Source organism: Sphingopyxis soli (assembly GCF_018682675.1).
Taxonomy (GTDB): Bacteria; Pseudomonadota; Alphaproteobacteria; order Sphingomonadales; family Sphingomonadaceae; genus Sphingopyxis; species Sphingopyxis soli.
The window spans coordinates 25174-50010 of the sequence record NZ_JAFMTR010000013.1; the positions used below are offsets into that span (position 1 = coordinate 25174).

The following is a 24837-nucleotide window of genomic DNA, read 5'->3' on the forward strand; positions in this document are numbered from 1 at the left end:
GGCGGGAGAGGATGCCCGCCGCCCCCGTCGCAGCAGCGATCAGAACTTGACTGTCGCTTCGACGCCATAAGTGCGCGGCATGCCGCGGTTCAGATAATCGTAGCCGAACACGTTGAGGTTGAGGCCGTAGGTGTAGTAATATTTGTCGAACAGATTCTTCGCCCACAAGCTAACCGACATATTGTCGTGCGCATAGGTTAATCGCGCATTGGCGAGCCAGTAGCCCGGATTTGCGCATGTAATCGCCTTACCCGCGAGCGTTATGTTCGATCCCGCTGGGGGTGTATCGCACGGTGTCTGCCCATAATTCTTGAACGGATCAAAATAGTACTTGCCCATGTAGGACGCATCACCGCGCAAGGTCAGCTTGTTGGTGCCGTCATCGATCATATCCCAGTCGAATCCGGCCTGGAACGTAACCTCCGGCGCGTTCGGGAAGGGATTGCCGTTGACGTTCAATGTCGGGCTGGCCGGGTTTGCCGGATCGATCACATTGCCTTTGTACTTGCTGTTGAGATAGCCCAGCGAAGCATCGAAACGCAACGTATCGGCCACCTGCCAGGCGAGTTCGGCCTCGCCACCGAACAGGCGACCATTGGCGCTGCGCGTGAAGGTTGTAGCGCCGACCACCTGCGTTACTTGGTGATTCGAATACTCGTAGTAGAAGCCCGCGAGGTTAAGTTGGACGCGGCGATCGAACAGCCGGGTTTTGAGCCCCGCCTCATATGCATTCACCTTTTCAGGCTGGATATAATAGACTTGATTGACGCCCTGATAGGCAAGCCCGTTGAAGCTGCCGCTGCGGTAACCGCGACTGTACTGGAGATAGCCCATGATATCATCGGCGAACTCATAGCTGACATTGATACGGCCGGTTAGCCTGTTTGCCTTTTCGCGCTGCTCAAGCGGCGCGAGATTGGGGTTGTATGGATTGCTGTAGGGGATCAGGTTGACAACCGGCGTCGTACCGTCGAGCGCATAGAGGAAAGTGCTGCCGTTAAGGTAATTGACCTTATCCTGGGTGTAGCGTGCACCCACCGCCACGGTCAGCCGCTCGGTCGCTTTCCAGGTTACGTCGCCGTAGATCGCCTTCGAGGGGCGCGACACGTCAAAACGCTGTTCGCCGAGGATCGGGGTGAACGGAGGCGCGCCTGCCCCGGCGCAGCCCGCCGAAAAGCTACCCCCCATGCCGCCATTGCCCGTATTATTGATCGCGATGTCGGTCTGGAGTGCAATCAGCGAGCGTGCATCAAGGAAGCCGTTGGGATTGATCTCGATCGCGTCGCAGAATCCGGCATCGCCAGGCCCCAACGCCGGATTGGCGGCAAAGGCTGGGATATAGCGGATCGCGTCGGGCGTTCCGATTGCGGCGTTATTGTAGCTGCCCGGAAGACCGGCGCCAAGCAGCAGCGGCCTCAGCGCCCCGAAAAAGTCCGGGTAGTTGACCGTCTTGACCTTGTCCCTGCCATAATAAAGGCCGGCAATGATATCGAGGCGGTCGTTCGAATAGCTGAAACGCAGGTCCTGGTTGAAATTCTTGCTCGTCGACGTGTAGCCGATCGAGCAGAGATCGGCTGGGCCGCCATCGCAATCATCAGGATTGTTGATATAGTCGCCGGTGTCGTAGCCGGTAATCGAGGTGACGGAGAATTGGTCGCTGACATCCCATTTGATGTTGAGGGCTATCCCTTTCGACTTGCTGATGTTCTTACCTACCCGATCAACTGCGACCTCATTGTCACGCAGCAACCGCCCGCCTAGGAAAGGTTGCGGATCGTAACGCGAATAGCCGAGCGCATCCTGCCCGCCCGCGAGTTGACCACCTGCATAGGGCGCGGTGCCCCATGGATCGTCCTTCGCGGCATAGAGCTTCAAATTGATGTCGAGATCGGGATCGGGCCGGAAGCGGATCGAGATGCGACCGCCGATCGTATCGGTGGTCCCTAGGTCGCGCTCATTCCCAGGCAGTACATTGCGCTGCCAACCATCCCCTTTTGCAAAAGTACCGGCGACGCGGACGCCCAAGATGTCGGGAACCAGCGTCGCTTCAGCGGCGCCCTGCACCGTGAAAGTGTCGTAATTGGCATAGCCGGCGGTCAGATAGCCATTGGCCTCTCCCAGATCCGGCTTGCGCGTGAAGAAGCTGATCGCGCCACCCGTGGTGTTGCGACCGTAGAGTGTTCCTTGCGGTCCGCGCAGTACCTCGACCCGGTCGATGTCATAGAGTTGCAGGCCATGGCTCGCCCGGAAGCTCTGATAGACTTCATCGACATAGACGCCAACCGGCGACGCAGTGGAGGCGGAAAATTCGTTCGCCACTGAAATCCCGCGCAGCGAGAAATTCGGTTGGGTGCGACCATAGGGAGTGGTGACTTGCAGGCTGGGGATCGCGCCCATCAAGTCTGAGGTCTCCGTGATGCCGCGCGTGCGCAGCGTCTCGCCGCCTATGGCGGAAACGGCGGCTGGAACATCCTGCAAATTCTGTTCGCGCTTCTGCGCCGTGACGACGATTGTCTCAAGGCCACCTTCCTGCGCCTCGGGCTTTTCGCCCTGCGATGCAGCGTCCTGGGCATGTGCCGGCACTGCAAGCGCACACGCGATCGATAGCGCGGTGGCACAAAGCAAATTTGTCCTAAAGGCTGTGACCATGACTGTCCTCCCCACGGCATTTTTTGAGTTGGCGCCATTTGCCGCGCCTTGGGGCTCATCGTCCAATTCAATTTGTTGGCGAACTATTCCTCCCACTCATTGATTAAGGACTGATGAGCCTGCACCGCTGACGCTTCGTGGCGACGCAAATAACCCCATATATTTCATTGAATTAGTCACGCTGAGCGCGTCCATCGGGACGGATGCGCGCGTTCTGCTCGCCCCAATCGAGCCCTTCCAGACGATGTATCGGCGTAATTGGCGGTCCCGGCGGTTTCCCTTGTCGAGTTGCAAGGGGAATCAGCTATGATGAGATGTAGTGAGATACGGTTTCTTGGAGTTCATTCTACTATTCGCGGATGCATCTAAGTAGCTGATATTTCTAACAACTATGGCAGAAAACCGCGCCTCTAAATCGGCGGTTCTGACTTTTGAGGCTCATCGCGAAGCCGCCCGAAGGGGGCGTTGCCAATACGGCTGTCTCTGGTCGCTTGGTGGCAGGTGCTGGATGGGAGCGGAACAGCGCATGAATTGTGAGAACTCGATAGGATTCTTCTCGACATTCGACACTGCGGTTGCCGCGTCGATCACGTCGGCCCAGTCTTGGAGCATCCGCCTTCGCGGTGTGAGATAGAGCGCACTGTTGTAAGCGCCGCGCACCTCATCCTCGTCCTCGTGAGCGAGCGCCATCTCGATCCAATCCGGCTTGTAGCGTTCGGCTTCGTTCGCCCAGGTCGAGCCGAGCCCCCTAAACCCATGTACCGTCTGCCGATGGAGATACCCCATCCGATAACAGGCATAGATCATGGTGTTCTCGGAAATAGACTTTCCAGGCTTGGCTCCGGGAAAGAGGAACGCATCGTTCGTCGCCTGCAAGCGGCGCTGAACGATCATTGCGGCCTGGCGGGACAGCGGAACAAGATGCTCACGTTCCATCTTCATGCGCTCCGGCGACAGACGCCATAGCGGGTTCGGTCCATAGAGATCCTCGAACTCGTCCCTGGCCGCGAAGCGGGTTTCGCTGGTTCGGACCCATGTGAGCAAGGTGAACAGCAGCGCGTCACGGGTGATCTCGCGGCGGCGCGGCGTGTCCTCGCCGTCATAGGCGAAGATCGCTCGCACCAGCTTCGGAAACTCCGCGAGCGGCACGCGCGCCATGTGCCTGACGGGCGGCTTGGGCTTGAGCGCATCGTTGAGGCCGAGCGTCGGATCGATGGTCGCCCAGCCGCTCGCGATCGCGAAGCGATAGATCTGGCTGACGTTCTGCTTGAGGCGACGGGCGATATCGAGGGCGCCGCGCGCTTCGACCGCGCGGATCATCTCGAGAATCTCGGGCGGGTCGATTTCCGTGATCGGACGCTTCCCGATGACCGGAAAGACGTCGCGCTCCATCCGGTTGATGACGCGCAGGGCATGGGCCGAGTCCAGCCCTTCAATACGATTGGCGTGCCAGGCCCGCGCAATCTCTTCGAACAGCTTGAGCGCGGCCCTCTGCTTCTTCGCCCGCTTCCTGGCCTCGGCGGGGTCCTCACCCTGATCGAGCAGCCGCTTGGCTTCGGTCCGCTTCTCGCGGGCGATCGCCAGCGTGACGGTCGGATATTTGCCGAAGCTCAGCAGTTTTTCCTTGCCGTCGAAGCGGTATTTCAGGCGCCAGAGCTTCGATCCGTTCGGCTGGACGAGCAGGTGCAGGCCTTCTCCATCGGACAGCTTGTAGGGGCGCTGCCGCTTGGTGGCGTATTTGACCTCAAGTTCTTTCAAAGCCATCTGGGGGTATCGCCTGTTTTGGGGACAGCCGAAAAATACCCCCAAAATACCCCCAATCCAAATCGCCGTGGGTGGCCGCAGCCGGTCGCACCGGGACGCCGGCGTACGCAACGGGACGCGAAAAATATTTGATTTTCCTCGAAAAATGTCTGCCAGTGGCCTCAGTGGGTCACTGGTGGACAATCCGGGTTGGTAGCGGAGGAGGGACTCGAACCCCCGACACGCGGATTATGATTCCGCTGCTCTAACCTGCTGAGCTACTCCGCCCCGAAAGGCCGCCGCGAGGGCGAGCCGCGCCTATAGGCATGGCGCCCCCGCGGGTCAATATCATCTGCGCGCTCCCCGAAATTTGCGCGCAAAGGCCGGTTCCCACGGGCCGCCGCGATAGTGCCAGGCGGCAAGCCCGGTGATCTCCAGCGGCCGGGGCCGGAAATCCCGCCCGAGTTCTGCGACCAGCGCCCGTGCCTCCGCAGACGGCACCTTGTTCTGGATCGTGATATGAAGCCGCGGCGTCCCCCTGTCCTGAGCGCCGAGCAGGCCATGAAAATGCCCGGCGATGCGCGCGCGGATTGACAACAGCTCGCCGCTCTCGATCCGAAAAGCCGTGCCGCCGCCCAGCGAATAGATGTCGCTCACCTCCGCCAGCGGCGGCGGCGTATCGGCCGCGATCGATCTTGCCAACCGGTCGAGTTCATCGAGCGCGGAGGGAGGAAGATGGTGAAAAAGGGTGATGTGCGCCGCGATATGGTTGCGCTGCGGCGGGTAATGCGCCTGACGCAGCGCGTCGAAACGGCGTTGGTCTGTCGCGCCCATCGTCGCTGTAAGGACGATGGGCGCGGCACCGGCGGCCCGGGAGGGAGGGGGGAAGGCCCGGGTCACCAAGGTCGAGACGGGATGGACGAAGCGGTAAAGGGAGGCCTGCCGTCGTCCATGGGACGCCCTGTCTCGTTGCCCCGCGCTTTGGCCGAAGCCGACAATGCGATCCAATCGATTAATTGGGTCACTATGATCGCTCTTCCCGATGACTTCGCGAAAACCGCTGTTTAGAGGCTGTTCCAGAAGCGATGCAGCGCCGCCGCGACCTCCTGTGGCCGCTCGGCGATCGCCCAATGCCCTGCTCCTTTAATGAACGTCAGCGGTGCATCATTGTCGGCGGCGAATCGCTCGGCTACCGACGGATCGACATAGGGATCGTCTTCACCCCAGATCAGCGTGCCGTTGGCAGGCAGCCTGTCGAGATCGCGCGCCCAGTCATGTTCAAAGTTCAGCCCCTTCGCCGAGCGGTAGAGTTTCAGGATCGCGCGCCGCTTGTCCTTGTTCGCCCATTGCGCCGCTTCCTCATCGGCAATCCCGGCGGGCATCCCCTGCTCGGCGAGCCCCTTCGCGAGCGCCGCGGGTTTGCTCAGTGCCATGAAGATTTCGCCGAGAATCGGCGTGTTCCAGATGCGTGCGATACGATGGCCGCGATAATCGGGGTCGATCACCGCGTTCGACACCGCCCAACTGCGGAACAGGTCGGGGCGCAGCATCGCCGCACGCTGTGCAATCAACGCGCCCCAGTCGTGCCCGACGATGTCGATCGGGCCGTGCGCCGCGACCAGCGCCTCGGCCTGCCCGACCGCCCAGTCGGCATAGGCTTCCTTGGTCGCGGGAAAGCCTGCCGGAAGCGGCCCGGTAAAGCCGGGCAGCGCGGGGACCGCCACCGGCGTGTCGCCAAGGTCGAGCGCGGCGAGCAGCGGCCGCCAGATCGCGGGACTGTCGGGAACGCCGTGGAGGAAGAGTTTGGCGGTGGTCATGATGCGGCCCCTTCGCCGAAGTGGATGATCCAGCTTCGGTCGGTGGGCTCGATCCGCCCTTCGCGATATCCGCCGGCGAGCAGCGCCGTGCCTGCGTCAGCCCGGACGAGCGTCATATAGTTCCACTGGCCGCCGAGATCATAGTCGACGCGCGTCGAGGTTCCGCTGGCGACGTCGAAAATCTCCGGCGCGGTGTCGCCCGCCGCGACAAGGACGCGATTGCCCGGCATCGCCAGCAGGCCGTCCGCAAGTTTGAAGCGCGCGCTCGACAGGCTGCCCGCCGCAACGAAGCGGCCCGATGCGACGTCATAGCGCTCGATCGAGCGCAGTTTGCCGCCATAGTCGCGCTCGTCCGACCCGCCGACGATCAGCACGTCGCCATTGTCGAGACGCACCGCGCCATGCTTGTAACGCCGCTGCGCCAGTGTTCCGGCAGGCTGAAAGCGCCTTGTCACCGGATCGAAAATCTCCGCGCTGGCAAGTGCAATCTGCGGCGCCCGGTCGGGACGGCCGCCACCAACGATCAGCACGCGGCCGTCGGAAAGCAGCGTGCCCGTTGCGCCGCTGCGCGCGACGGCGAGCGCACCCGCAGGCGCCATCCGGCCGCTTGCCGGATCGAAAATTTCGGCGTCGGCGAGCGCCTCGCGCCCGTCATAGCCGCCGGCGACCAGCACCCGGCCGTCGGAAAGACCGGTGACGACCGCACCCGTCCGGGGCCCCATGAGCGCCGGTCCCGCATCCGACTTCGCCGTCTGCGGATCGAAGATTTCGGAGGTAGCCGAGACGCGGCCATCTACCCAGCCGCCAAGGACCAGGATGCGCCCGTCGGGCAGTAGCGCCGCGGTCGGCTGGATGCGCGGCGCGAGCAGCCGACCGGTGCCGACAACCCGCATCGTGCGCGCATCGATGATATCGACCGTGGCGCTGGCGGGGCCCGCCTCGCAGCCTGTACGGACGCAGCCGCCGATCGCGAGTACATAGCGCCCCGAGACGGCGACGAGCTGGTGCGTAGCGCGCGGCGCCGAAAGCCGTGGCCCGTCTTCGATCCGGATATCGGTGGCGGCCCGCCCGGCCGCGCTGCCTCCATCCGCCATGCAGGCGGTCACCGCCAGCAGGATCATCGCATGGCCCGCAAGGTTTCGCATCATCGCTCTCCCCTTCCCGACCGCCCAACGTGCCGGCCTATTCCATTTCCCCGCGATCGCGCCGCAGCTGATACCATTTCTGCACATTCGCATTGTGCTCGCTCAGCGAGCGCGCGAAGGCGTGGCCGCCATCGCCCTTCGCGACGAAATAGAGATAATCATTCGCCTCGGGATCAAGCACTGCGGCGATCGATGCCTTGCCGGGGTTGGCGATCGGCCCCTTCGGTAGGCCGGTCATGCTGTAGGTATTATAATCGTTCACCGCGAGGATCTCCGACCGCAGGATGCGGCGCCCGAGCGGTTTGCCCTTGGTAATCGGATAGATGATCGTGGGATCGGCCTGAAGCCTCATGCCCACAGCGAGGCGGTTGGTATAGACCCCCGCAACGGTGCGGCGTTCGGCGGGGACGCCGGTTTCCTTCTCGACGATCGAGGCGAGCGTCATCGCTTCGTTGCGGTCCTTCGCCGCGCTACGGGGCGAGCGCTTCGCCCAGAGTTCGTCGAATGCCTTGTCCATCGCAGCCTGCATCCGCTTCACGACTGCGGCGCGCGTTTCTCCGGTGGTGAAGGCATAGCTGTCGGGGAGGATACTGCCCTCTGCCGGCACCGGAATCTCGCCCTTCAGGCGCGGTTCGGCCATCAGCCGCTCCCACACCATGATCGAGGGCATCCCCTGCGGGATCATGACAAGACGCTGGACGGTCTTGCCCGACTGAAGCAGGCCCAGGATATCGCCCGCGCCCATCCCCTTCTTGATCTCATATTCGCCGGGTTTGATCGGGTCGTCGCCGCCGAAGAAGCGGGCATGGTTGCGAAAGCTGTCGGCCGACGAGACCGCGCCCGCCTTTTCGAGGATCTCGCCTGCCTTGGCGATGCTCGCGCCCGGCGGGATGACGACGACCGTATCGCGCGGCGCGCCGCCCGAACAGGCGGTGAGCGCGAACGCCATCAGGGCTGCAAGCAGCCAGCGCATGGCGATCAGTCTTCGACCGCTTTGACGATCAGGCTGGCGTTGGTGCCGCCGAAGCCGAAGCTGTTGTTCAGCGCGGCCTTGACCTTGCGCTTCTTCGCCACCTTCGGGACGAGGTCGGCGCCTTCGGTCCCCTCGTCGGGATTGTCGAGGTTGAGCGTCGGAGGGACGACCTGGTCGCGGATCGCAAGGATGCAGAAGATCGTCTCGACCGCACCCGCGCCGCCGAGCAGGTGGCCGATCGCCGACTTGGTCGAGCTCATCGACACATTCGCCATCGCATCGCCGAACAGGCGCTTCACTGCGCCAAGTTCGATGGTGTCGGCCATCGTCGACGTGCCGTGCGCGTTGATATAGTCGATGTCCGCGGGGGTCATGCCCGCCTTCTTGAGCGCCGCGCTCATCGAACGGAAGGCGCCGTCCATTTCGGGGTCGGGCGCGGTGACGTGATAGGCGTCGCCCGACAGGCCATAGCCCACGACTTCGGCATAGATCTTGGCGCCGCGCGCCTTGGCATGTTCATATTCCTCGAGCACGACGACGCCTGCGCCCTCGCCCATCACGAAGCCGTCGCGGTCCTTGTCATAGGGACGGCTCGCCTGTTCGGGGCGGTCGTTGTAGCTCATGTTGAGCGCGCGCGCCTGCGCGAAGCCGGCAATGCCGATCGGGCAGATCGTCGCCTCGGCGCCGCCCGCGAGCATGATGTCGGCATCGTCGTCGCGGATCATCCGCGCCGCATCGCCGATCGAATGCGCGCCGGTCGAACAGGCGGTGACGACGGCATGGTTCGGACCCTTGAGGCCATATTTGATGCTGACCTGACCCGAGATGAGGTTGATCAGGCGCCCGTGGACGAAGTGCGGCGAAACGCGGCCAGGCCCCTTTTCGGCAAGCAGCAGGCTTTCGCTCTCGATGCCCGGCAGGCCGCCGATACCCGAGCCGATCGATACGCCGGCGCGCACCTTCTGCTCATCGGTAAGGTCGGTCAGACCCGCATCCTCGAGCGCCTGGCCGGCGGCATCGATGCCGAAGATGATGAAGGGGTCGACCTGGCGCTGGACCTTGTGATCGACGCGCTTGGCGGGGTCGAAGCCATATTCATGATCCGGCCCCTTCACCTCGCAGGCGATGGTGCATTTCTGGTCCGACGCGTCGAAATGGGTGATCGGACCCGCGCCCGATTTGCCCGCGATCAGATTGGTCCAGGTGGTTTCCACATCACCGCCCAGCGGCGTCACCAAACCCAAACCCGTCACCACAACCCGGCGCATAGTCATTCCTTTCATCGGCCCCTGCCCCCGCAGCGGGCCGCGTCATATTTTTGCATCGTCACCCCGGCGAAGGCCGGGGTCTCGCCCTTCCGACCTGCAATCACCGAGATGGCGAGATCCCGGCCTTCGCCGGGATGACGGATATAGCGCTGTGCTCGGCCATATCCATCCAGGTCATATCCATAAAAAAAGCTTCCCGGCCACTGCGCACGAACGCTCGGGACCGGGAAGCCGGAAACGCGTGGGCGGCGTCGCCGCCGCGTCCGGCTGCGCCGGACAGGGCCCGATTAGCCCTTGTTCGCTTCGATATAGTCGATCGCATCCTTGACGGTGGCGATCTTTTCCGCCGCGTCGTCAGGAATTTCGACGCCGAATTCTTCTTCGAACGCCATCACCAGTTCGACGATGTCGAGGCTGTCGGCGCCCAGATCGTCGATGAAGCTGGCTTCCTCCGTGACCTTGTCGGCTTCGACGCCCAGATGTTCGACGACGATCTTCTTAACCTTTTCGGCCGAATCGCTCATGCACAGTTCCTTTTTTCTGACTATGGCGTGAATGTTGAAATTCGCCCTAGTGCCCAGCGCGGGGGCTGGCAAGAGGGCTGGCATCGGTCGGACGCCGAGCGTGCTGTCGATCGCTGGCTTTCAACGGCAATCCAGTCCGGCCCACCCGTTTTCCCGCCCCTTCTATAGTCGGCGAAGACATAGGAATTGCGCCGCGCGCGTTCAAGAGACGCCTCGCGGGAACGGGATTCAGGACGCCGGGCCGGGCGGCACGACGCCGGACTCGCGGAGCGCCGCCGACGCACGAACGATGACCGCCGGAGTGATCAGGAACTGTCGCAACACCGTTTCCGGCGCGGCGTTCGCGGGCTGCTTCGTATATTTCAGCAATGCTTGCCAAGTCGCGCGCGCTTCCGGCAGATGCCCCTGCCGCGCCAGGACGATCGCGCGGACCATCATGAACTGCGGTTCCATCTTGCTGGGCGTCGGCACCCGGTCGAGAATGGCCTGTGCCGCCTGTTGATCCCCCGCTTGCGACCGCACAAAGGCCAGCGTCACCGCGGGCACGCCGGGGTAGGAGGCGTCGAGATCGAGCGACCGCTGCAACAGCGCGGTGCCCTCATCCGGCTGCCCGCAGGCAAGTTTGAACAGCCCGAGAAATCCGGCGATGTCGGCATCATAGGGATTGAGCCGCATCGCGCCGTCGCCGAGCGCAAGCCCGGCGGGGCAATTGCCCGCATAGAAGTTCGCGCGCGACATCGCGAAAAGGCCCGCCGAGGACCCCGGACCATTTTCATAGGCGCGCTCGGCAAGCGCCCGCGCTTCGGCAAAGGCGGCGGCGCCCTCGGGCGTGTTGCGGCGCGGTTGCCAGTCGCCGAAGCGGACGAGCGACAGCGCGGTCAACGCGACCGGATCGTCCGGAGTGCGGTCCAGCGTAGCACGCAGGCAGGCATCGATCTGCCGTGCAGCGGTGGCGCTGCGCATCTGGCGCACCCGGTTGAATTGCGCGAGGCATGGAAAGCCCGGCGCGAAATCGTTCGGATGGCGCTGGACCTGATCACGGACGATCACGCCATAGTCCCCGGCGATCTGGGCGATGGCGGTGTCGACCGGCGCGAATTCCGGCATCTGCGACTTTTCGAGATGAAATTGTTGCGACCAGATCGTCCGCTGATCGGCGACCCGGTTCAGCACCAGCGTAACGTCGGCGGGTCCATCGAGGTCGCGGACAAGCAGGACGTCGAGGCGATAGTCCGGCTGCGGCGCGGCGGCCGACGATCCATTCGCTTCCGCGCTTCGCAAGTCGACCAGTTCGAACCGCCGGAAACCGTCGCGAAGGCGCCCGTCGAGCGCGCGTGCGAGCGCGCGCGAAACCGGCGTTTCGCCCGCCTGCGGCGCCCCGACCTCCAGCAGCGGCATGGGAACGGGGGTTGCGCCGCCCATCCGCCCCCAATTGGCATAGGTCCACCATCCGGCGGCGGCGGCCAGCAGCACGAAAAGCGGCGTCGCCACCCGGCGCGCATAGCCGGATCGCGCCGAGATCCCGGCGTCGCGCTTGTGGCGCGATGACGCCACGTCCGTATCGGCGTTTCGCGCGCGTTCCGCCGCCATGTCACCCTCGGCGTCCGCGGCCGATCGGGCGGGGGGCGCCGCGCGATGCTGGACGACGATTTCGTAACTACCCTGCGGAACCCGCAGACGGTGGATCCATGGCGTTTCGGCATAGTAGCGATCGAGCAGCGTCCGGAGTCGGCCGACCATGACGCGGGGATAGCTGTCGACCGCAGGATCGAAATCGGCGCTGCGTCCCAACGCCTCGGTTGCGATCGCATAGGCCTTGGGGGCGCTGCGACCGCCGCGCAGGCGATGCTCGACAAGGAATTGCAACAGACGCGACAGAACCGGCGAACGGGTGAACAGGGCCGAATCGCGCAGCTGTTCGAACTCGGCGGCAATGATCCGGTCGGTTTCATCACCATCGGGAAGCTGATCAGCGATTATATGGTCCATGCAACCTCGAATGCCCCCTCGCGAGGCGTGCGCGCTAGATACGCCAAACGGCCGGGACAGCTAGCCGATTTTACCACCATGTAACGGTAACAGAAGGCCGCAGCCTTATATCAAAATCATTAAGGGGTGCCAAATGACGCTGAAAAGCGACATTTGTGGTTAATAATTTCTTGCCGTTTCGCGACATGCCGCGTCGTGACCCCTTGTAACTGCCATATCGCCGGGGGACGTGAGATCGTTCAACGGTCGCGACGTGCCCTGTGCCGTCGTGGTCTGGGCTGGGCTTATGCCCGGTTGGGACAATTGGGGTCGCAAGATCGAAGGGCGCGAGCTGGTCCCTGGCGCTTTTCGGCATATCGGGCGGCTCCATAACAGTGACTCCGCCGGACGGACATGCAGCCCCACCTGCATCCCGTCCGGCGAGTCCGAAGCCCGACACATCGGCCCCGGCGTTCCAAGTTTCGCTACTCAGGCCGGCCCGATCCGAAAGGCGCACAGCTTGTTGCCGTCGAGGTCACGGAAATAGGCGGCATAGAAGGCCTGCTCGCCGTCGTCGCCGCGAACGCCCGGCGATCCTTCGCAGCTGCCGCCGAGTTCGAGCGCCTTGGCATGGAGCGCATCGACCTTCGCGCGCTCGTCGACGACGATCGCCGCCATATGGCCGTTGCCGCGATCGGCGGGCCGTCATAGGGCCGCGTCACCGCAATGCCGGGCTGGCCCCAACCGGTGCCATAAAGGGTAAAGCCGTTCGCCTCGGTATCCGACATGCGCATCAACTCGCTCGCGCCGATCGTCCCGAGCAGCCCGGCATAAAATTCGCGGGCGCGCGGCAAATCGTCGGTGCCCATGGTCACATAGCCGATCATGTTTCTCTCTCCCTTCAAACAGAAAGGGCGCCGGTTCGCACCGACGCCCCGCTTGTACGCTATTGCCGTTTGGCTCAGCTCTTGGTCGCGGCCGCGCCGTCCTTGCAGGGACCGGTGTGGGTGCTCGTCATCTGCAGCACCATCTCCATCTCGCCCTGACCGGTCGGCATCTTGCCCTTGGTCGTGATTGTCACATCGGTCTTCTTCGCTTCCATCGTACCGGCCATCGCCATATCGACCGTCTGGCCATTGGCGGTGCAGGTGCCGGCGACGTCGATCTTGCCGCCGCTGACATCCTTTTTCGACCATTTGCACTCGCCGCCGTTGCCCGGCCCCTTGGCGAGTTCGGCCGCGATATCTTCCTTGTCGACCTGCTCCTGCGTGAAGCACTGGTCCATGCCGCTGGCGCCTTCCATCATCTTCGCCATGCCATCCTTCATTTCGGGCGGCATGCCCGGGACGTCGAACTTCACCAGCTTGACGTCGGTCTTCCAGTTTCCAGCCTCGCGCTTGACGGTGCCGCCGGCATTTTCGGTCTTGCTGCAGCCCGCCGTCGCCAATGCAACGCCAAGAGCGGCGAAAGTGAGTAGCTTTTTCATATCCATCCCCTGTGACTCATTGCGATTGTGCGCCCACCCCATCGATACCATATTGGCAGCGATGGCAATCCAGATTCGTACATCGCTCGATGAAATCGACACCGGCGAGGCCTATGTCCCGCATCGCCCCGCCCGCCCCGAAAAAGTCGAAGGCGGCAAGCGATTTGAACTGGTTAGCGACTATCAGCCCGCCGGCGACCAGCCGGCCGCGATCCGCGAACTGGTCGACACTGCGCTGGCGGGCGAGCGCGATCAGGTGCTGCTCGGCGTCACCGGGTCGGGCAAGACCTTCACCATGGCGAAGGTCATCGACGAGTTGCAGCGCCCGGCGCTGATCCTCGCGCCGAACAAGATTCTCGCGGCGCAGCTCTATGGCGAGTTCAAGAGCTTCTTTCCGAACAATGCGGTCGAATATTTCGTCAGCTATTACGATTATTACCAGCCCGAAGCCTATGTCCCGCGCTCCGACACCTATATCGAGAAGGAAAGCTCGGTAAACGAGGCGATCGACCGGATGCGCCATTCGGCGACCCGCGCGCTGCTCGAACGCGACGACGTCATCATCGTCGCATCGGTTTCGTGCCTGTACGGCATCGGGTCGGTCGAGACCTATTCGGCGATGATCTTCGACCTCAAGAAGGGCCAGGTCGTCGACAATCGCGAGATCATCCGCAAGCTCGTCGCGCTGCAATACAAGCGCAACGACCAGGCGTTCGCGCGGGGCAATTTCCGCGTGCGCGGCGACAGCCTCGAGATATTCCCCTCGCACTATGAAGATATGGCGTGGCGCGTCAGCTTCTTCGGCGACGAGATCGAGGAGATCGTCGAGTTTGACCCGCTGACGGGCAAGAAGATCGCCAGCCTCAACTATGTCCGGGTCTATGCGAACAGCCACTATGTGACGCCCGGCCCGACGCTCAAGCAGGCGACCGAGGCGATCCGGCACGAACTGGCGGAGCGGCTCAAGGAACTCGAGGCCGAAGGCCGCCTGCTCGAGGCGCAGCGGCTCGAACAACGCACAAATTTCGACCTCGAAATGATCGCCGCCACCGGCAGTTGCGCGGGGATCGAGAATTACAGCCGCTTCCTGACCGGTCGTCTGCCCGGCGAGCCGCCGCCGACCCTGTTCGAATATCTGCCCGACAATGCCCTGCTCTTCGTCGACGAAAGCCACCAGACGATTCCGCAGATCGGCGCGATGTCGAAGGGCGACCATCGCCGCAAGATCACCCTCGCCGAATATGGCTTCCGCCTGCCCAGCTGCATCGACAATCGCCCGCTCCGCTTCGCCGAATGGGATTTGATGCGGCCGCAGACGGTCAGCGTTTCGGCAACGCCGGGAACCTGGGAGATGGAGCGCACGCAGGGCGTGTTCGCCGAACAGGTGATCCGCCCCACCGGCCTCATCGACCCGCCGGTCGAGATCAAGCCGGTCGAGGAACAGGTCGACGACCTGATTGCCGAAGCAAAAAAGACCGCCGCCGCGGGATACCGCACGCTCGTCACGACGCTGACCAAGCGCATGGCCGAGGATCTGACCGAATTCCTGCACGAAGCGGGCTTGAAAGTCCGATACATGCACTCGGACGTCGAAACGCTCGAACGCATCGAAATCATCCGCGATCTTCGGTTGGGCGTGTTCGACGTGCTCGTCGGCATCAATCTGCTGCGCGAAGGGCTCGACATTCCCGAATGCGGGCTGGTCGCGATCCTCGACGCCGACAAGGAGGGTTTCCTGCGCAGCGAAACCAGCCTCGTCCAGACGATCGGCCGCGCCGCGCGCAACGTCGACGGCCGCGTCATCCTTTACGCCGACCGCATCACCGGCAGCATGGAACGCGCGCTCCGCGAAACCGACCGACGCCGCGCCAAGCAGCAGGCGTATAACGAAGAGCATGGCATCACGCCGCAGACGATCAAACGCAATATCGGCGACATCATCGCGCATGTCGCGTCGAAAGATCAGGTGACGATCGACATCGGCGAGGACAAGCCTGCGCATATGGTGGGGCACAATCTGCGCGCGTACATCGCCGACCTGGAAAAGAAGATGCGCGATGCTGCGGCAGACCTGGAGTTCGAGGAAGCCGGCCGCCTGCGCGACGAAATCCGGCGGCTGGAGGCCGACGAGTTGGGTCTGCCCGCCGACGAGAAGGTCGCGCCGCGCGTCGGCCGCTCTAACGAGGGCAAGCCGGGAACCCGCAAGGGCCGGTTCGGGAAGCAGAGCAAGACGAAGTGGGGGCGATAGCTATCTGCTCACCGGTGTGAAATATCACATTGACATATCATGACCGTGATGACATCTCTGCGCAATCAGGTTGTGCGGAGCATTTGTCATGAGCGGTCGAACGAAAGCTGACTTCCTAGAATTCCTAGACTGGCTAGGCTCGAAGGGACTCATGCCTCTTAATACGGCTCAAGCAAGAAAGGCGGTCGCCAATAAAGTCCTTGCGGCTCTCGAAGAGGAGGAGCTTTCGGATATCACGGCACTGGATATCGATAATGTCATGCTGCGCTTCACCAACAAATTTGGGAAAAAATACAAGCCTGAAAGCCAGAGAACTTATCGCAGCCGATTCGAAACCTCGGTAGCCGATTTCAAGGCTTATTGTGACAACCCGGTTGGCTTTCGGCCACAGGGCCGTCCGCAGATTAAGCGCCCCATATCTGAGCAACCAAATGGAGGGGACAAGAAAAAGCTGGTACTGCGCAAGCCGGCCGTAAAGACACCCCCTCCCCAAGATCACTCGGTCGATACTGAATCACCCGGCTCAGGAAATGTGATTCCCATTCAGATCCGTCATAATTTGACTGTTCGGATCGGACCGGTCCCATTTGATCTGACCAAGAGCGAAGCCACAAAGATAGCAAATATCATCCTAGCACACGCAACGCCCATAGACTGAGTAACCAGATGCCAGATGAGCTTGACAATCCGAAAAATGTCCTCTATACAGGACAGGCTTACCGACTGGCGGAAACGACCGAATTCGCCAGTTGGCTTAGTTCATTGCGGGACATTCGAGCGATAGCGAAAATCGTCGATCGTCTGAAACGCGCGTCGAACGGCAATTTCGGGGACCATAAGTCCGTCAAGGGCGGCGTCTTGGAAATGCGGATCGACTATGGACCGGGCTATCGGGTTTATTTCTTCCGGCGCGGTAAGGAGCTTGTCATTCTGCTGTGTGGCGGTGACAAGCGGAGTCAGGATGACGATGTCGCCCGCGCCAAGCGGTTGAAGGAAGAGATTGAAGGCCGTGACGGAGCTACGACCATTTGACGCAGCAACCTATCTCGCGACCGAGGAGCACATCCTCTATTATCTCGAAGCGGCGATGGAAGGGAATGATCCGAAACACATCGCCAGCGCGCTCGGTGACGTCGCCCGCTCGAAAGGCATGAGCGAAATCGCCCGCAAGACCGGGCTTGGCCGACAAGCACTTTACAATTCACTGTCGGAAAGCGGCAATCCGACGCTGGAAACGCTGATGGCCGTTCTCGACGCCCTCGGCCTCGAATTATCGGTGCAGCCCAAAAGGGCCGCCTGACGCCTTCGACCAAGACCCCACTGCAACCGACCAGCACCATTGCCCCCTCCCCGCGCGCGGATTAGCGTCCACGCTTCAAAACGGGGAGACAAGTTGATGAAATCGGGTCTGTCGATGATCGCGCTGGCGCTTGCCGTCGCGGTTCCTGCCATCGTCCATGCCGAGGACCAGAACGACAAACCGAAGGTGGACAAGGTCGACGACATCACGCCCCAGGTCCGCACCACAAAGCTCTCCGGCACCTTCGGCGGCCAGCGTATCAATTACGCCGCGACGATCGGCGAGACGATCATCAAGAACAAGGACGGCGTGCCCGAAGTCGCGGTCGTCACCACCGCCTATATCAGGGAACCGCGCGACCCGAACCGGCCGGTGACGTTTCTGTTCAACGGCGGCCCGGGATCGGGCACCGTCTGGCTGATGATGGGGGCGTTCGGGCCGAAGCGCGTTGCGATCCCCGGTGATGCGCGCGACGACGGCGCCCCGCCCTATCCGATCGTCGACAATCCCGACGCGCTGCTCGACGTCACCGACATCGTCTTCATCGACCCGCCGGGCACGGGCTTTTCGCACCTGATCGGCAAGGCCGACCCCAAGGACTATTACGGCGTGACGCAGGACGCCAAGCTGGTCGCCGAGGTGATCCGGCGTTGGCTGAACGACAACGGCCGCTGGAACAGCCCCAAATATCTCGGCGGCGAAAGCTATGGCACGACGCGCTCGGCGGCGGTCGCGAACCAGCTGATGAACGAAACGTACAACGACGTCGCGCTCAACGGTATCATCCTGATCTCGACGGTGCTCGATTTCGCGGCGGGCGCCGACACGCCGGGCAACGAATTGTCGCCAATCACCAACCTGCCTTCGATGGCCGCGACCGCCCAATTCCATGGCAAAGCCGGAGCCGGCCTTTCGGTCGAGCAGTTCGTCGAGGAAGCAAGGCAATGGGCGATCGGCCCCTATGCCGCCGCGCTGCTCAAAGGGCAGAAATTGCTGGGCGAGGAGCGCGCCGCGATCCGCCGCGACCTCGCGCGTTTTACCGGGCTCAGCGAAACCTATCTTGAAAGCGCCGACCTGCGCGTCACGCCGAGCCGCTTCTACAAGGAATTGCTGCGCGACCGCGGCCTCACCGTCGGGCGGCTCGACAGCCGCTATACGGGCAAGGATTATGACAGCGCGGGCGAAGAGCCCGACAACGACCCCAGCTTCTATGGCATCGACGCGAGCTATACCGCCGCGATCAACAGCTGGAGCCGCGACACGCTGGGGTTCAAGACCGACCGCGAATATCAGTCGATCAGCGGGATCGGCGGGCAATGGGACTGGCGGATCGGCGGGCGCGACACCAACGCCTATATGAATGTCACGCCCTATATCGGCCAGGCGCTGCGCGAGAATTCAGGGCTGCGCGTGTTCGTCGGCCAGGGCTATTATGATTTCGCGACGCCCTTCTTCGCCGCCGAATATGCGCTGTCGCGCACCGGCATCCCGCAGGACCGCATCGAGTATAAATATTATGGCGCGGGCCACATGATGTACATCCGCGACGAGGACCGCCACAAATTATCGGCTGACGTCCGCGCCTTCATTCGCGGGCGTTAGCATCTGAGAGGCGCCCGGGGGCGTCCCTCATATGTCAGCGCAGGATGCCCTTTACCTTCATCGACCGCGCGTAGAGGATCAGCGCGAGCAGGACCACCCATACCGTGATCGTCGTGTAGAGCGGAATGTCGCCCAGCAATTGTTTGAGCCGCTCGCCGTTCTGGACGAGCTGGTAATAGCTCACCACGGCAAGGCCCGCCGCCGACACCAGAAAAGCGGTCAGCGCATTGCGCGACCGGAGCAGAAGCAACAGCGACCCGATAAACGAACCGAAGCCGCCCAGCGCCCAGCCAATATTCGCCCATAGCGGCGTCGACAGGAAAAATGCGCGCTGTGCTTCATTATATTGCGACAGCCAGAATTCGTTCTGCATATTGGTCATCGAGAAATCGACCACCGGGAACAGATTCCAGAGCAACGACAGACCCCCGACCACCCAGAGGTGCCAAGGCGTTTTGACGGCTACGTCCATTTTCATCTCCCCCTCCAGAAAGACGGGAGCTGAATATCATCATTGTCCATTCCCGGCAATGAGTGGCATATCGTTGCAACACACTGCGCCAACGGCTTGGCAAATCCGCGGCGACAACCGATATGCGCGGCATGTGTGTCGTCGCTCTCGCCCGCAATGCCCATCCCGACTGGCCGCTGATCCTGGTCGGGAACCGCGACGAGTTCCACGCGCGGCCGACCGCGCCGCTCGGGCATTGGCCCGATGGCAGCGGGATCGTCGCCGGACGCGACCTTCAGGCGGGAGGCACATGGCTGGGCGTCCACCGGCCGAGCGGGCGTGTGGCGGTGGTGACGAACGTGCGCGGCGCGATGCCCGACCCCGCGAAGGAATCGCGCGGCGCGCTCGTCGTCGACATGCTGTCTGGCTACGGACGCTTTGCCGATCCGACCGAAGCCGACCTCGGCCGCTTCAACGCGTTCAACCTGTTTGCCGTCGACAGCACCGCGCGGCTGCTGACCAACCGCCCCAAGCCGCTGATCGCGACGCTGGCGCCCGGCGTCCATGCGCTCGCCAACGAGCCGGTCGACGCCTCCTGTCCGCGCGCGGACCGGCTGCGCGCCGCGCTGGCGGCGGTGGTCGAGACGCAAGCCTACCCCGAAGGCCTGCTCGACACGCTGACCGCGGAAAGCGACCCCGCGCTGTTCCTGCTCGGCGATGTTTACGGCACGCGGGCGTCGACGCTCGTGGCAATCTCGGCGACGGGGGACGTGCACATGGCCGAACGTCGATACGAAGCGGGCGGCCGTCCCGGTGGAACGACCGCCCTGAATTTCCGTATCGGCTGATGCCCGCCGCTTATTTCGGCGCGATCACCATCACCATCTGACGGCCTTCGGTGCGCGGATGCGCCTCGACCTTCGCGATTTCCGCGGTCATTTCGGCGACGCGCTGGAGCACGTTGAGGCCGAGTTGCGTATGGCTCATTTCACGGCCGCGGAAGCGCATGGTCATCTTGACCTTGTCGCCTTCGCCGAGGAAGTCGAAGACCTTCTTCATCTTCACGTCGAAATCATGATCGTCGATATTCGGACGCATCTTGATCTCTTTGATTTCCTGCGTCTTCTGGCTCTTGCGCGCCAGGTTCGCCTTTTTCTGGGCTTCGTATTTGAACTTGCCCACGTCAAGGAACTTGCACACCGGCGGATCGGCGTTCGGAGAGACTTCGACCAGATCCAGTCCCACGGAAGCGGCCTGCTCAATCGCTTCGGCAGTCAGCATCACGCCCAGATTTTCGCCTTCCTCATCGATCACGCGGACCTTCGGGGAAGCGATGAATTCATTGTATCTCGGGCCATTCTTCGGCGGCAGCGGCGCCATCGAGCGGCGGGTCATGGGCGGTGGTATAGCTGTATCTCCTGATCGTTCAAACAAGGCACGCGGCATTGACGCCATAAACGCGCCCGATGCCCATATAGTGAACGCCGCCGCGCCGTAAAGGCTGCGCGTGGTAGAAACATGACGCTTTTCGCCGCGCTGTGGCGGTTATGCCACTACCATTTCGTCGGCGCGGGATCGATCACGCGGAAGCCGCCGGCCCCGACTTCGCTGACCTCGAGCGCGCGCATCGCGATCCCGCGGTTATTGAAACGGAAAATGCCGTCGATACCGCCAAAGCCATCCTCGGCGAGCAGGCGCGTCGTGGGGAAATTGGTTCCCGGCTTCCAGTCGCGCGCAATGCGCACGGTCAGCAGCACCGAGTCATAGCCGAGGCTGGCCAAACGATACGGCGCCTTGCCGAACCGTGTGCGATATTTGGTCGCGAGCTGGCCATAGAGGCCGTCCGATACGCTGGCGAACCAAGAACCGCGCATCGCGGGATTGCCCGCGAGCGCCGCGTCGGTGTTCCACAGTTCGGTGCCAAGGATCTGCTTGTTCCCCGTGCTCTTCACCACCGGAACGGCGCGGATCGCGTTGCCGCCGCTGTCGGCGATCAGCACCGCGTCCATCGCGCCCGCATTGGCGAGGCGGCGCGCGGCTCCGGTCAGCGCGGTCGCGCTGCGGTCATAGGTTTCGACCGCGACCAGCGTGCCCCCGGCGGCGGTCACCGCCGAACGGAAAGCGGCGGCCGAGCGGTCGCCATAGACGGTCTTGGGGACGAGCGCGCCGAACCGCTGCTGCCCCTTGCTGCGCGCATAGGCGACGACGCGCTCGACCGACTGGCCGGGGACGAAACCCATGATGAAGACGCCGTTGCCCGCGACGCTGCTGTCGTTCGAGAAGCTCAGCACCGGCACCTTCGCCTCTCGCGCGATCGGCGCGACCGCGGAGACATCCTCGCTGAGCAGCGGGCCGAGGATCAGCTTGTTGCCGTCGGCGACCGCCTGCCGCGCCGCGGCGGCGGCTCCAAGCGCGGTGTCATAGGTGGTGATGCGAACCCGCTCGGTCTTCGAATCGAGCAGCGCCATCGTCGTCGCATTGGCGATTGCCATGCCGACGTCGGCGTTAGGACCGGTCTGCGGAACCAGCAGCGCGACGCGGTGGCGGTCGGTATCGGTCGGAAGGCCGGGACCGACGCCATCGGCGGGCTTTTCGGGCGGCGGCGTGGCTGCCGGCCCGGTCGCCTTTGGCACCATCTGGCACGCGGCGAGCAGACCGCCCAGCGTCACCATCGCGATCCCGCGCAGTATCTTGCGCCGCGACGATGCATAAACCTGGCGCGAGCCCCCGTGGCAATCTTGGGCAGTTTCTGCCATTTTCGGCGTCATGCCGGATTCGACCATCTCAAAATCTCCCTTGCCCGGTCTCTATATCGTTGCGACGCCCATCGGCAACCTCGGCGACATCAGTGCGCGGGCGGCCGCGACGCTTGCCTCGGCCAACGTCATCGCCGCCGAGGACACGCGCGTGACCGCGAAGCTGCTGTCGCACCTGGGTTTGCGCGTTCCGATGACCCCCTATCACGACCATAGCGACGAACGCACCCGCGCCGCCCTGGTTGCGCGCATGGAACGCGAAGTTGTCGTTCTGGTGTCAGACGCCGGAACCCCGCTGATTTCGGACCCGGGGTACAAGCTGGTGCGCGACGCGCGCGCAGCCGGACGACACGTCACCACCCTTCCCGGTCCCTGCGCCGCGATCGCCGCGATCACATTGTCGGGGTTGCCCAGCGACCGCTTCCTGTTCGCGGGTTTCCTGCCGAACAAGGCAAAGGCGCGCGCCGACACGATCGCCGAGTTCGCCGCCCTGCGCTCTACGCTCGTCTTCTACGAAAGCGGGCCGCGGCTCTCGGCGGCGCTCGGCGCGCTGGCCGAAGGACTCGGCAACCGCGAGGCGGCCGTCGCGCGCGAAATCAGCAAGCTCTACGAGGAATGCGCGACCGGCACGCTCGCCGATCTCGCCGCGCGCTATGCCGACGCGCCGCCCAAGGGCGAGATCGTGATCGTCGTCGGCCCGCCCGGCGAGGAGAGCGCCGGGGAAGCCGATTCGGCGACCATCGACGCTGCGTTGCGCGCCGCGATGGCGGACCGGCCCGTCGCGCAGGCCGCCAAGGCGGTCGCGAAGCAATATGGGCTCGACCGGCACGATGTTTACGCCCGCGCGCTGGCCCTGAAGGAACAGGCTTGAACCGCGCCGCCGCCGAAGCACGCGGCCGAAGGGCCGAACGGCGCGCCGCATGGTGGCTCCGCCTCCACGGCTGGCGCATCCTCGGGCAGCGGCTCCGCGTTGCCGCGGGGGAGGTCGACCTGGTCGCGCGGCGCGGCACGACGCTCGCCTTCATCGAGGTGAAGTGGCGCGAGCGCCCCGAAGACCTCGACCTTGCGATCGACCAGTGGCGCTTGCGACGCGTCGCGGCGGCGGCGGAAATGCTCATCCCCCGCTTTGCGCGCCCGTCGGATGAAATCCGCATCGACGTGATGCTCCTTGCGCCGAAGCGATTGCCTCGCCATCTGGTCCACGTCTGGCAGCCGTGAAGGCGCGCCCGTTGCCGCTTGAAACGGAGAAGAAGATGACCCTGCGTGCAGCCGTGCAAATGGACCCGATGGAGGGAATCAACATCAATGGCGACAGCAGTTTCCACCTGATCCTGAAGGCGCTCGAACGCGGGTACGAACTCTATCACTATGACGTGCGCGGACTGACGTGGGAGGCCGGGCGGCTGACCACCAGGGCGCACCGCATCCTCGACGCGAAACGCGAGGCGGGCGCGCATTATGAATTCGGCGATTTCGTCACGCTCGACCTCGGCCGCGACGTCGATGTCGTGCTGATGCGGCAGGATCCCCCCTTCGACCTCGGCTACCTCACCGGCACCTGGCTGCTCGAGCGCATCCGCGGCGAAACGCTCGTGGTCAACGATCCCGTCTCGGTGCGCAACGCGCCCGAGAAGGTGTTCGTGCTCGACTTCCCCGAATTCATGCCCCCGACGATGGTGACGCGCAGCCTCGACGCGGTGAAGGACTTCCAGAGCCGCTATGGCGCGGTGGTGATCAAACCGCTGCACGGCAATGGGGGCAAGGCGGTGTTCCGTATTGACGCCGACGGCAGCAATCTGGGCGCGCTCGTCGAACTCTTCGGGCAGGTCTGGCCCGAACCCTTCATGGTCCAGCAATTCCTGCCGAGCGTCGCCAAGGGCGACAAGCGGATCGTCCTCGTCGACGGCGAGGTCGCGGGCGCTATCAACCGCAAGCCCGGCGAAGGCGAGTTCCGCTCGAACCTTGCGGTCGGCGGCTATGCCGAGGCGACGGAGCTTACACCCCGCGAGCAGGAGATTTGCGACGTCCTCGGCCCCCAGCTTCGCGAACGCGGATTGCTGTTCGTCGGCATCGACGTGATCGGCGGCGAATGGCTGACCGAGATCAATGTGACCTCGCCCACCGGGATCGTCGCGATCGACCGCTTCAACAACAGCGACACGGCGGGGATGATCTGGGATGCGATCAAACGACGGATCGGCTGACGCCCATCCGCGTTCCTGATCCATGACCGACTTCATTCTCGATCTGATCCAGAGCTGGGGCTATCTCGGCATCTTCGTGCTGATGGTGATCGAGAATGTCTTTCCGCCGATCCCCTCCGAAGTCATCATGGGCCTTGGCGGCATCGCGGTCGCGCAGGGGCGTTTCGATTTCTGGACGCTGGTTGCGGTTGCGGTCGCGGGGACCACGATGGGGAATTGGGTCTGGTACGCGATCGGGCGCTGGATCGGGTATGAACGGCTCAAACCCTTTATCGACCGCCATGGCCGCTGGCTGACGCTCGACTGGGCGGAGGTCCAGCGCCTGCACGCCTTCTTCCTGAAATATGGACCGGCGATCGTCTTCGTCGCGCGCTTCATGCCGGTCGCGCGGACGATGGTGTCGCTGCCCGCCGGAATGGTCCACATGAACCAGGCGAAATTCCTGATCTGGACCGCGGCGGGGTCGACGATCTGGATCGCGGCGCTCGCCGGCGCGGGCAACTGGTTCGGCGGACGCTTCGCCAATCTCGACGCCTTCGTCGGGCCGGTGGCGCTCGTCGCGATCGGATCGCTGGTGGCCGTTTACCTGTGGCGCGTCGCTACCTGGAAGCCCAAAGCCTAGGGTCAGGACCCATTAATTCCACGCTCGAGGCGTCGAAATGGCGAAGATATCGGGTTCGGGCGGGTGCAGCGGGTAGCATCG

23 protein-coding genes, 1 tRNA gene and 1 pseudogene are annotated in these 24837 nt (G+C 63.4%); 10 read left to right on the top strand and 15 right to left on the bottom strand.

Going from position 1 to position 24837, the window contains the following annotated elements:
- Positions 1-39: 39 nt before the first annotated feature.
- From J1N50_RS01785 to J1N50_RS01840, 12 genes and pseudogenes are all read right to left on the bottom strand, one after another.
- Entirely contained in the window at positions 40-2649 is a 2610-nt protein-coding gene (locus J1N50_RS01785; RefSeq protein WP_246552943.1) for a TonB-dependent receptor, read from the bottom strand.
- A 438-nt stretch (positions 2650-3087) separates the two neighbouring features.
- Positions 3088-4413 (bottom strand): tyrosine-type recombinase/integrase, encoded by a 1326-nt coding sequence (locus J1N50_RS01790; protein ID WP_081095415.1) that lies wholly within the window; start codon positions 4411-4413, stop codon positions 3088-3090.
- A gap of 190 nt (positions 4414-4603) precedes the next feature.
- Positions 4604-4680: transfer RNA gene (locus J1N50_RS01795), tRNA-Met, on the bottom strand.
- Between the two features lie 60 nt (positions 4681-4740).
- A complete protein-coding gene (locus tag J1N50_RS01800) occupies positions 4741-5400 on the bottom strand; it encodes a 2'-5' RNA ligase family protein (protein ID WP_343227824.1) in 660 nt (219 codons plus the stop codon).
- Between the two features lie 56 nt (positions 5401-5456).
- Positions 5457-6209, bottom strand: a complete 753-nt coding sequence (locus tag J1N50_RS01805; protein ID WP_215349731.1) for an alpha/beta fold hydrolase — start codon at positions 6207-6209, stop codon at positions 5457-5459.
- Positions 6206-7357: a Kelch repeat-containing protein gene (locus J1N50_RS01810; RefSeq protein WP_215349734.1), complete on the bottom strand. Its 1152-nt coding sequence runs from the start codon at positions 7355-7357 to the stop codon at positions 6206-6208. Before J1N50_RS01810 ends, J1N50_RS01805 begins: the two co-directional genes overlap by 4 nt.
- Before the next feature lie 34 nt (positions 7358-7391).
- A complete protein-coding gene (gene mltG / locus J1N50_RS01815) occupies positions 7392-8327 on the bottom strand; it encodes an endolytic transglycosylase MltG (RefSeq protein WP_215349736.1) in 936 nt (311 codons plus the stop codon).
- A 5-nt stretch (positions 8328-8332) separates the two neighbouring features.
- Positions 8333-9595 carry a beta-ketoacyl-ACP synthase II gene (gene fabF, locus J1N50_RS01820; protein ID WP_215349739.1) on the bottom strand — a complete coding sequence of 421 codons (1263 nt, stop codon included), beginning with the start codon at positions 9593-9595 and terminating at the stop codon, positions 8333-8335.
- A 287-nt stretch (positions 9596-9882) separates the two neighbouring features.
- Positions 9883-10119, bottom strand: a complete 237-nt coding sequence (locus J1N50_RS01825) for an acyl carrier protein (protein ID WP_003039428.1) — start codon at positions 10117-10119, stop codon at positions 9883-9885.
- Between the two features lie 228 nt (positions 10120-10347).
- Entirely contained in the window at positions 10348-12108 is a 1761-nt protein-coding gene (locus J1N50_RS01830) for a tetratricopeptide repeat protein (RefSeq protein ID WP_215349742.1), read from the bottom strand.
- A gap of 468 nt (positions 12109-12576) precedes the next feature.
- Positions 12577-12974 (bottom strand): annotated as a pseudogene (locus J1N50_RS01835) (VOC family protein).
- Between the two features lie 74 nt (positions 12975-13048).
- Positions 13049-13573 (bottom strand): DUF3617 domain-containing protein, encoded by a 525-nt coding sequence (locus tag J1N50_RS01840; RefSeq protein ID WP_215349745.1) that lies wholly within the window; start codon positions 13571-13573, stop codon positions 13049-13051.
- A gap of 61 nt (positions 13574-13634) precedes the next feature.
- Between J1N50_RS01840 and uvrB the strand changes: the two genes are divergently transcribed.
- The 5 genes from uvrB (at position 13635) to J1N50_RS01865 (ending at position 18723) form a co-directional block, all read left to right on the top strand.
- Positions 13635-15821 (top strand): excinuclease ABC subunit UvrB, encoded by a 2187-nt coding sequence (uvrB, locus tag J1N50_RS01845; RefSeq protein WP_215349749.1) that lies wholly within the window; start codon positions 13635-13637, stop codon positions 15819-15821.
- 88 nt (positions 15822-15909) lie between these two features.
- Positions 15910-16479 carry a hypothetical protein gene (locus J1N50_RS01850; RefSeq protein WP_215349752.1) on the top strand — a complete coding sequence of 190 codons (570 nt, stop codon included), beginning with the start codon at positions 15910-15912 and terminating at the stop codon, positions 16477-16479.
- A gap of 8 nt (positions 16480-16487) precedes the next feature.
- Complete coding sequence (locus J1N50_RS01855) at positions 16488-16853, top strand: type II toxin-antitoxin system RelE/ParE family toxin (RefSeq protein WP_215349756.1); 366 nt, start codon at positions 16488-16490, stop codon at positions 16851-16853.
- A complete protein-coding gene (locus J1N50_RS01860; RefSeq protein WP_215349782.1) occupies positions 16831-17121 on the top strand; it encodes an addiction module antidote protein in 291 nt (96 codons plus the stop codon). The genes J1N50_RS01855 and J1N50_RS01860 overlap by 23 nt, the downstream gene beginning before the upstream one ends.
- Before the next feature lie 96 nt (positions 17122-17217).
- The gene (locus tag J1N50_RS01865; RefSeq protein WP_215349759.1) at positions 17218-18723 is read left to right on the top strand and encodes a S10 family peptidase; all 1506 of its coding nucleotides are present in this window, start codon (positions 17218-17220) and stop codon (positions 18721-18723) included.
- A 34-nt stretch (positions 18724-18757) separates the two neighbouring features.
- Here J1N50_RS01865 and J1N50_RS01870 read toward each other — a convergent pair whose 3' ends face one another.
- Positions 18758-19195: a hypothetical protein gene (locus J1N50_RS01870; RefSeq protein ID WP_215349762.1), complete on the bottom strand. Its 438-nt coding sequence runs from the start codon at positions 19193-19195 to the stop codon at positions 18758-18760.
- Between the two features lie 131 nt (positions 19196-19326).
- Between J1N50_RS01870 and J1N50_RS01875 the strand changes: the two genes are divergently transcribed.
- Complete coding sequence (locus J1N50_RS01875; RefSeq protein ID WP_215349765.1) at positions 19327-20022, top strand: NRDE family protein; 696 nt, start codon at positions 19327-19329, stop codon at positions 20020-20022.
- 10 nt (positions 20023-20032) lie between these two features.
- Here J1N50_RS01875 and infC read toward each other — a convergent pair whose 3' ends face one another.
- Both infC and J1N50_RS01885 read right to left on the bottom strand, forming a co-directional pair.
- Positions 20033-20569 (bottom strand): translation initiation factor IF-3, encoded by a 537-nt coding sequence (infC, locus tag J1N50_RS01880; RefSeq protein ID WP_215349784.1) that lies wholly within the window; start codon positions 20567-20569, stop codon positions 20033-20035.
- A 158-nt stretch (positions 20570-20727) separates the two neighbouring features.
- The gene (locus J1N50_RS01885) at positions 20728-21846 is read right to left on the bottom strand and encodes a penicillin-binding protein activator (protein WP_425516923.1); all 1119 of its coding nucleotides are present in this window, start codon (positions 21844-21846) and stop codon (positions 20728-20730) included.
- A gap of 94 nt (positions 21847-21940) precedes the next feature.
- Between J1N50_RS01885 and rsmI the strand changes: the two genes are divergently transcribed.
- Genes rsmI through J1N50_RS01905 form a run of 4 tightly spaced genes read left to right on the top strand, consistent with a single transcriptional unit; the run spans position 21941 to position 24756 of the window.
- Positions 21941-22801 carry a 16S rRNA (cytidine(1402)-2'-O)-methyltransferase gene (gene rsmI, locus J1N50_RS01890; RefSeq protein WP_215349768.1) on the top strand — a complete coding sequence of 287 codons (861 nt, stop codon included), beginning with the start codon at positions 21941-21943 and terminating at the stop codon, positions 22799-22801.
- Entirely contained in the window at positions 22798-23148 is a 351-nt protein-coding gene (locus J1N50_RS01895; protein WP_215349770.1) for a YraN family protein, read from the top strand. The genes rsmI and J1N50_RS01895 overlap by 4 nt, the downstream gene beginning before the upstream one ends.
- Before the next feature lie 35 nt (positions 23149-23183).
- Positions 23184-24134, top strand: coding sequence for a glutathione synthase (gene gshB / locus J1N50_RS01900; RefSeq protein ID WP_215349773.1), 951 nt, complete (start codon positions 23184-23186; stop codon positions 24132-24134).
- Positions 24135-24156: 22 nt separating this feature from the next.
- A complete protein-coding gene (locus tag J1N50_RS01905) occupies positions 24157-24756 on the top strand; it encodes a DedA family protein (protein WP_215349776.1) in 600 nt (199 codons plus the stop codon).
- The last annotated feature ends 81 nt before the right edge of the window (positions 24757-24837 follow it).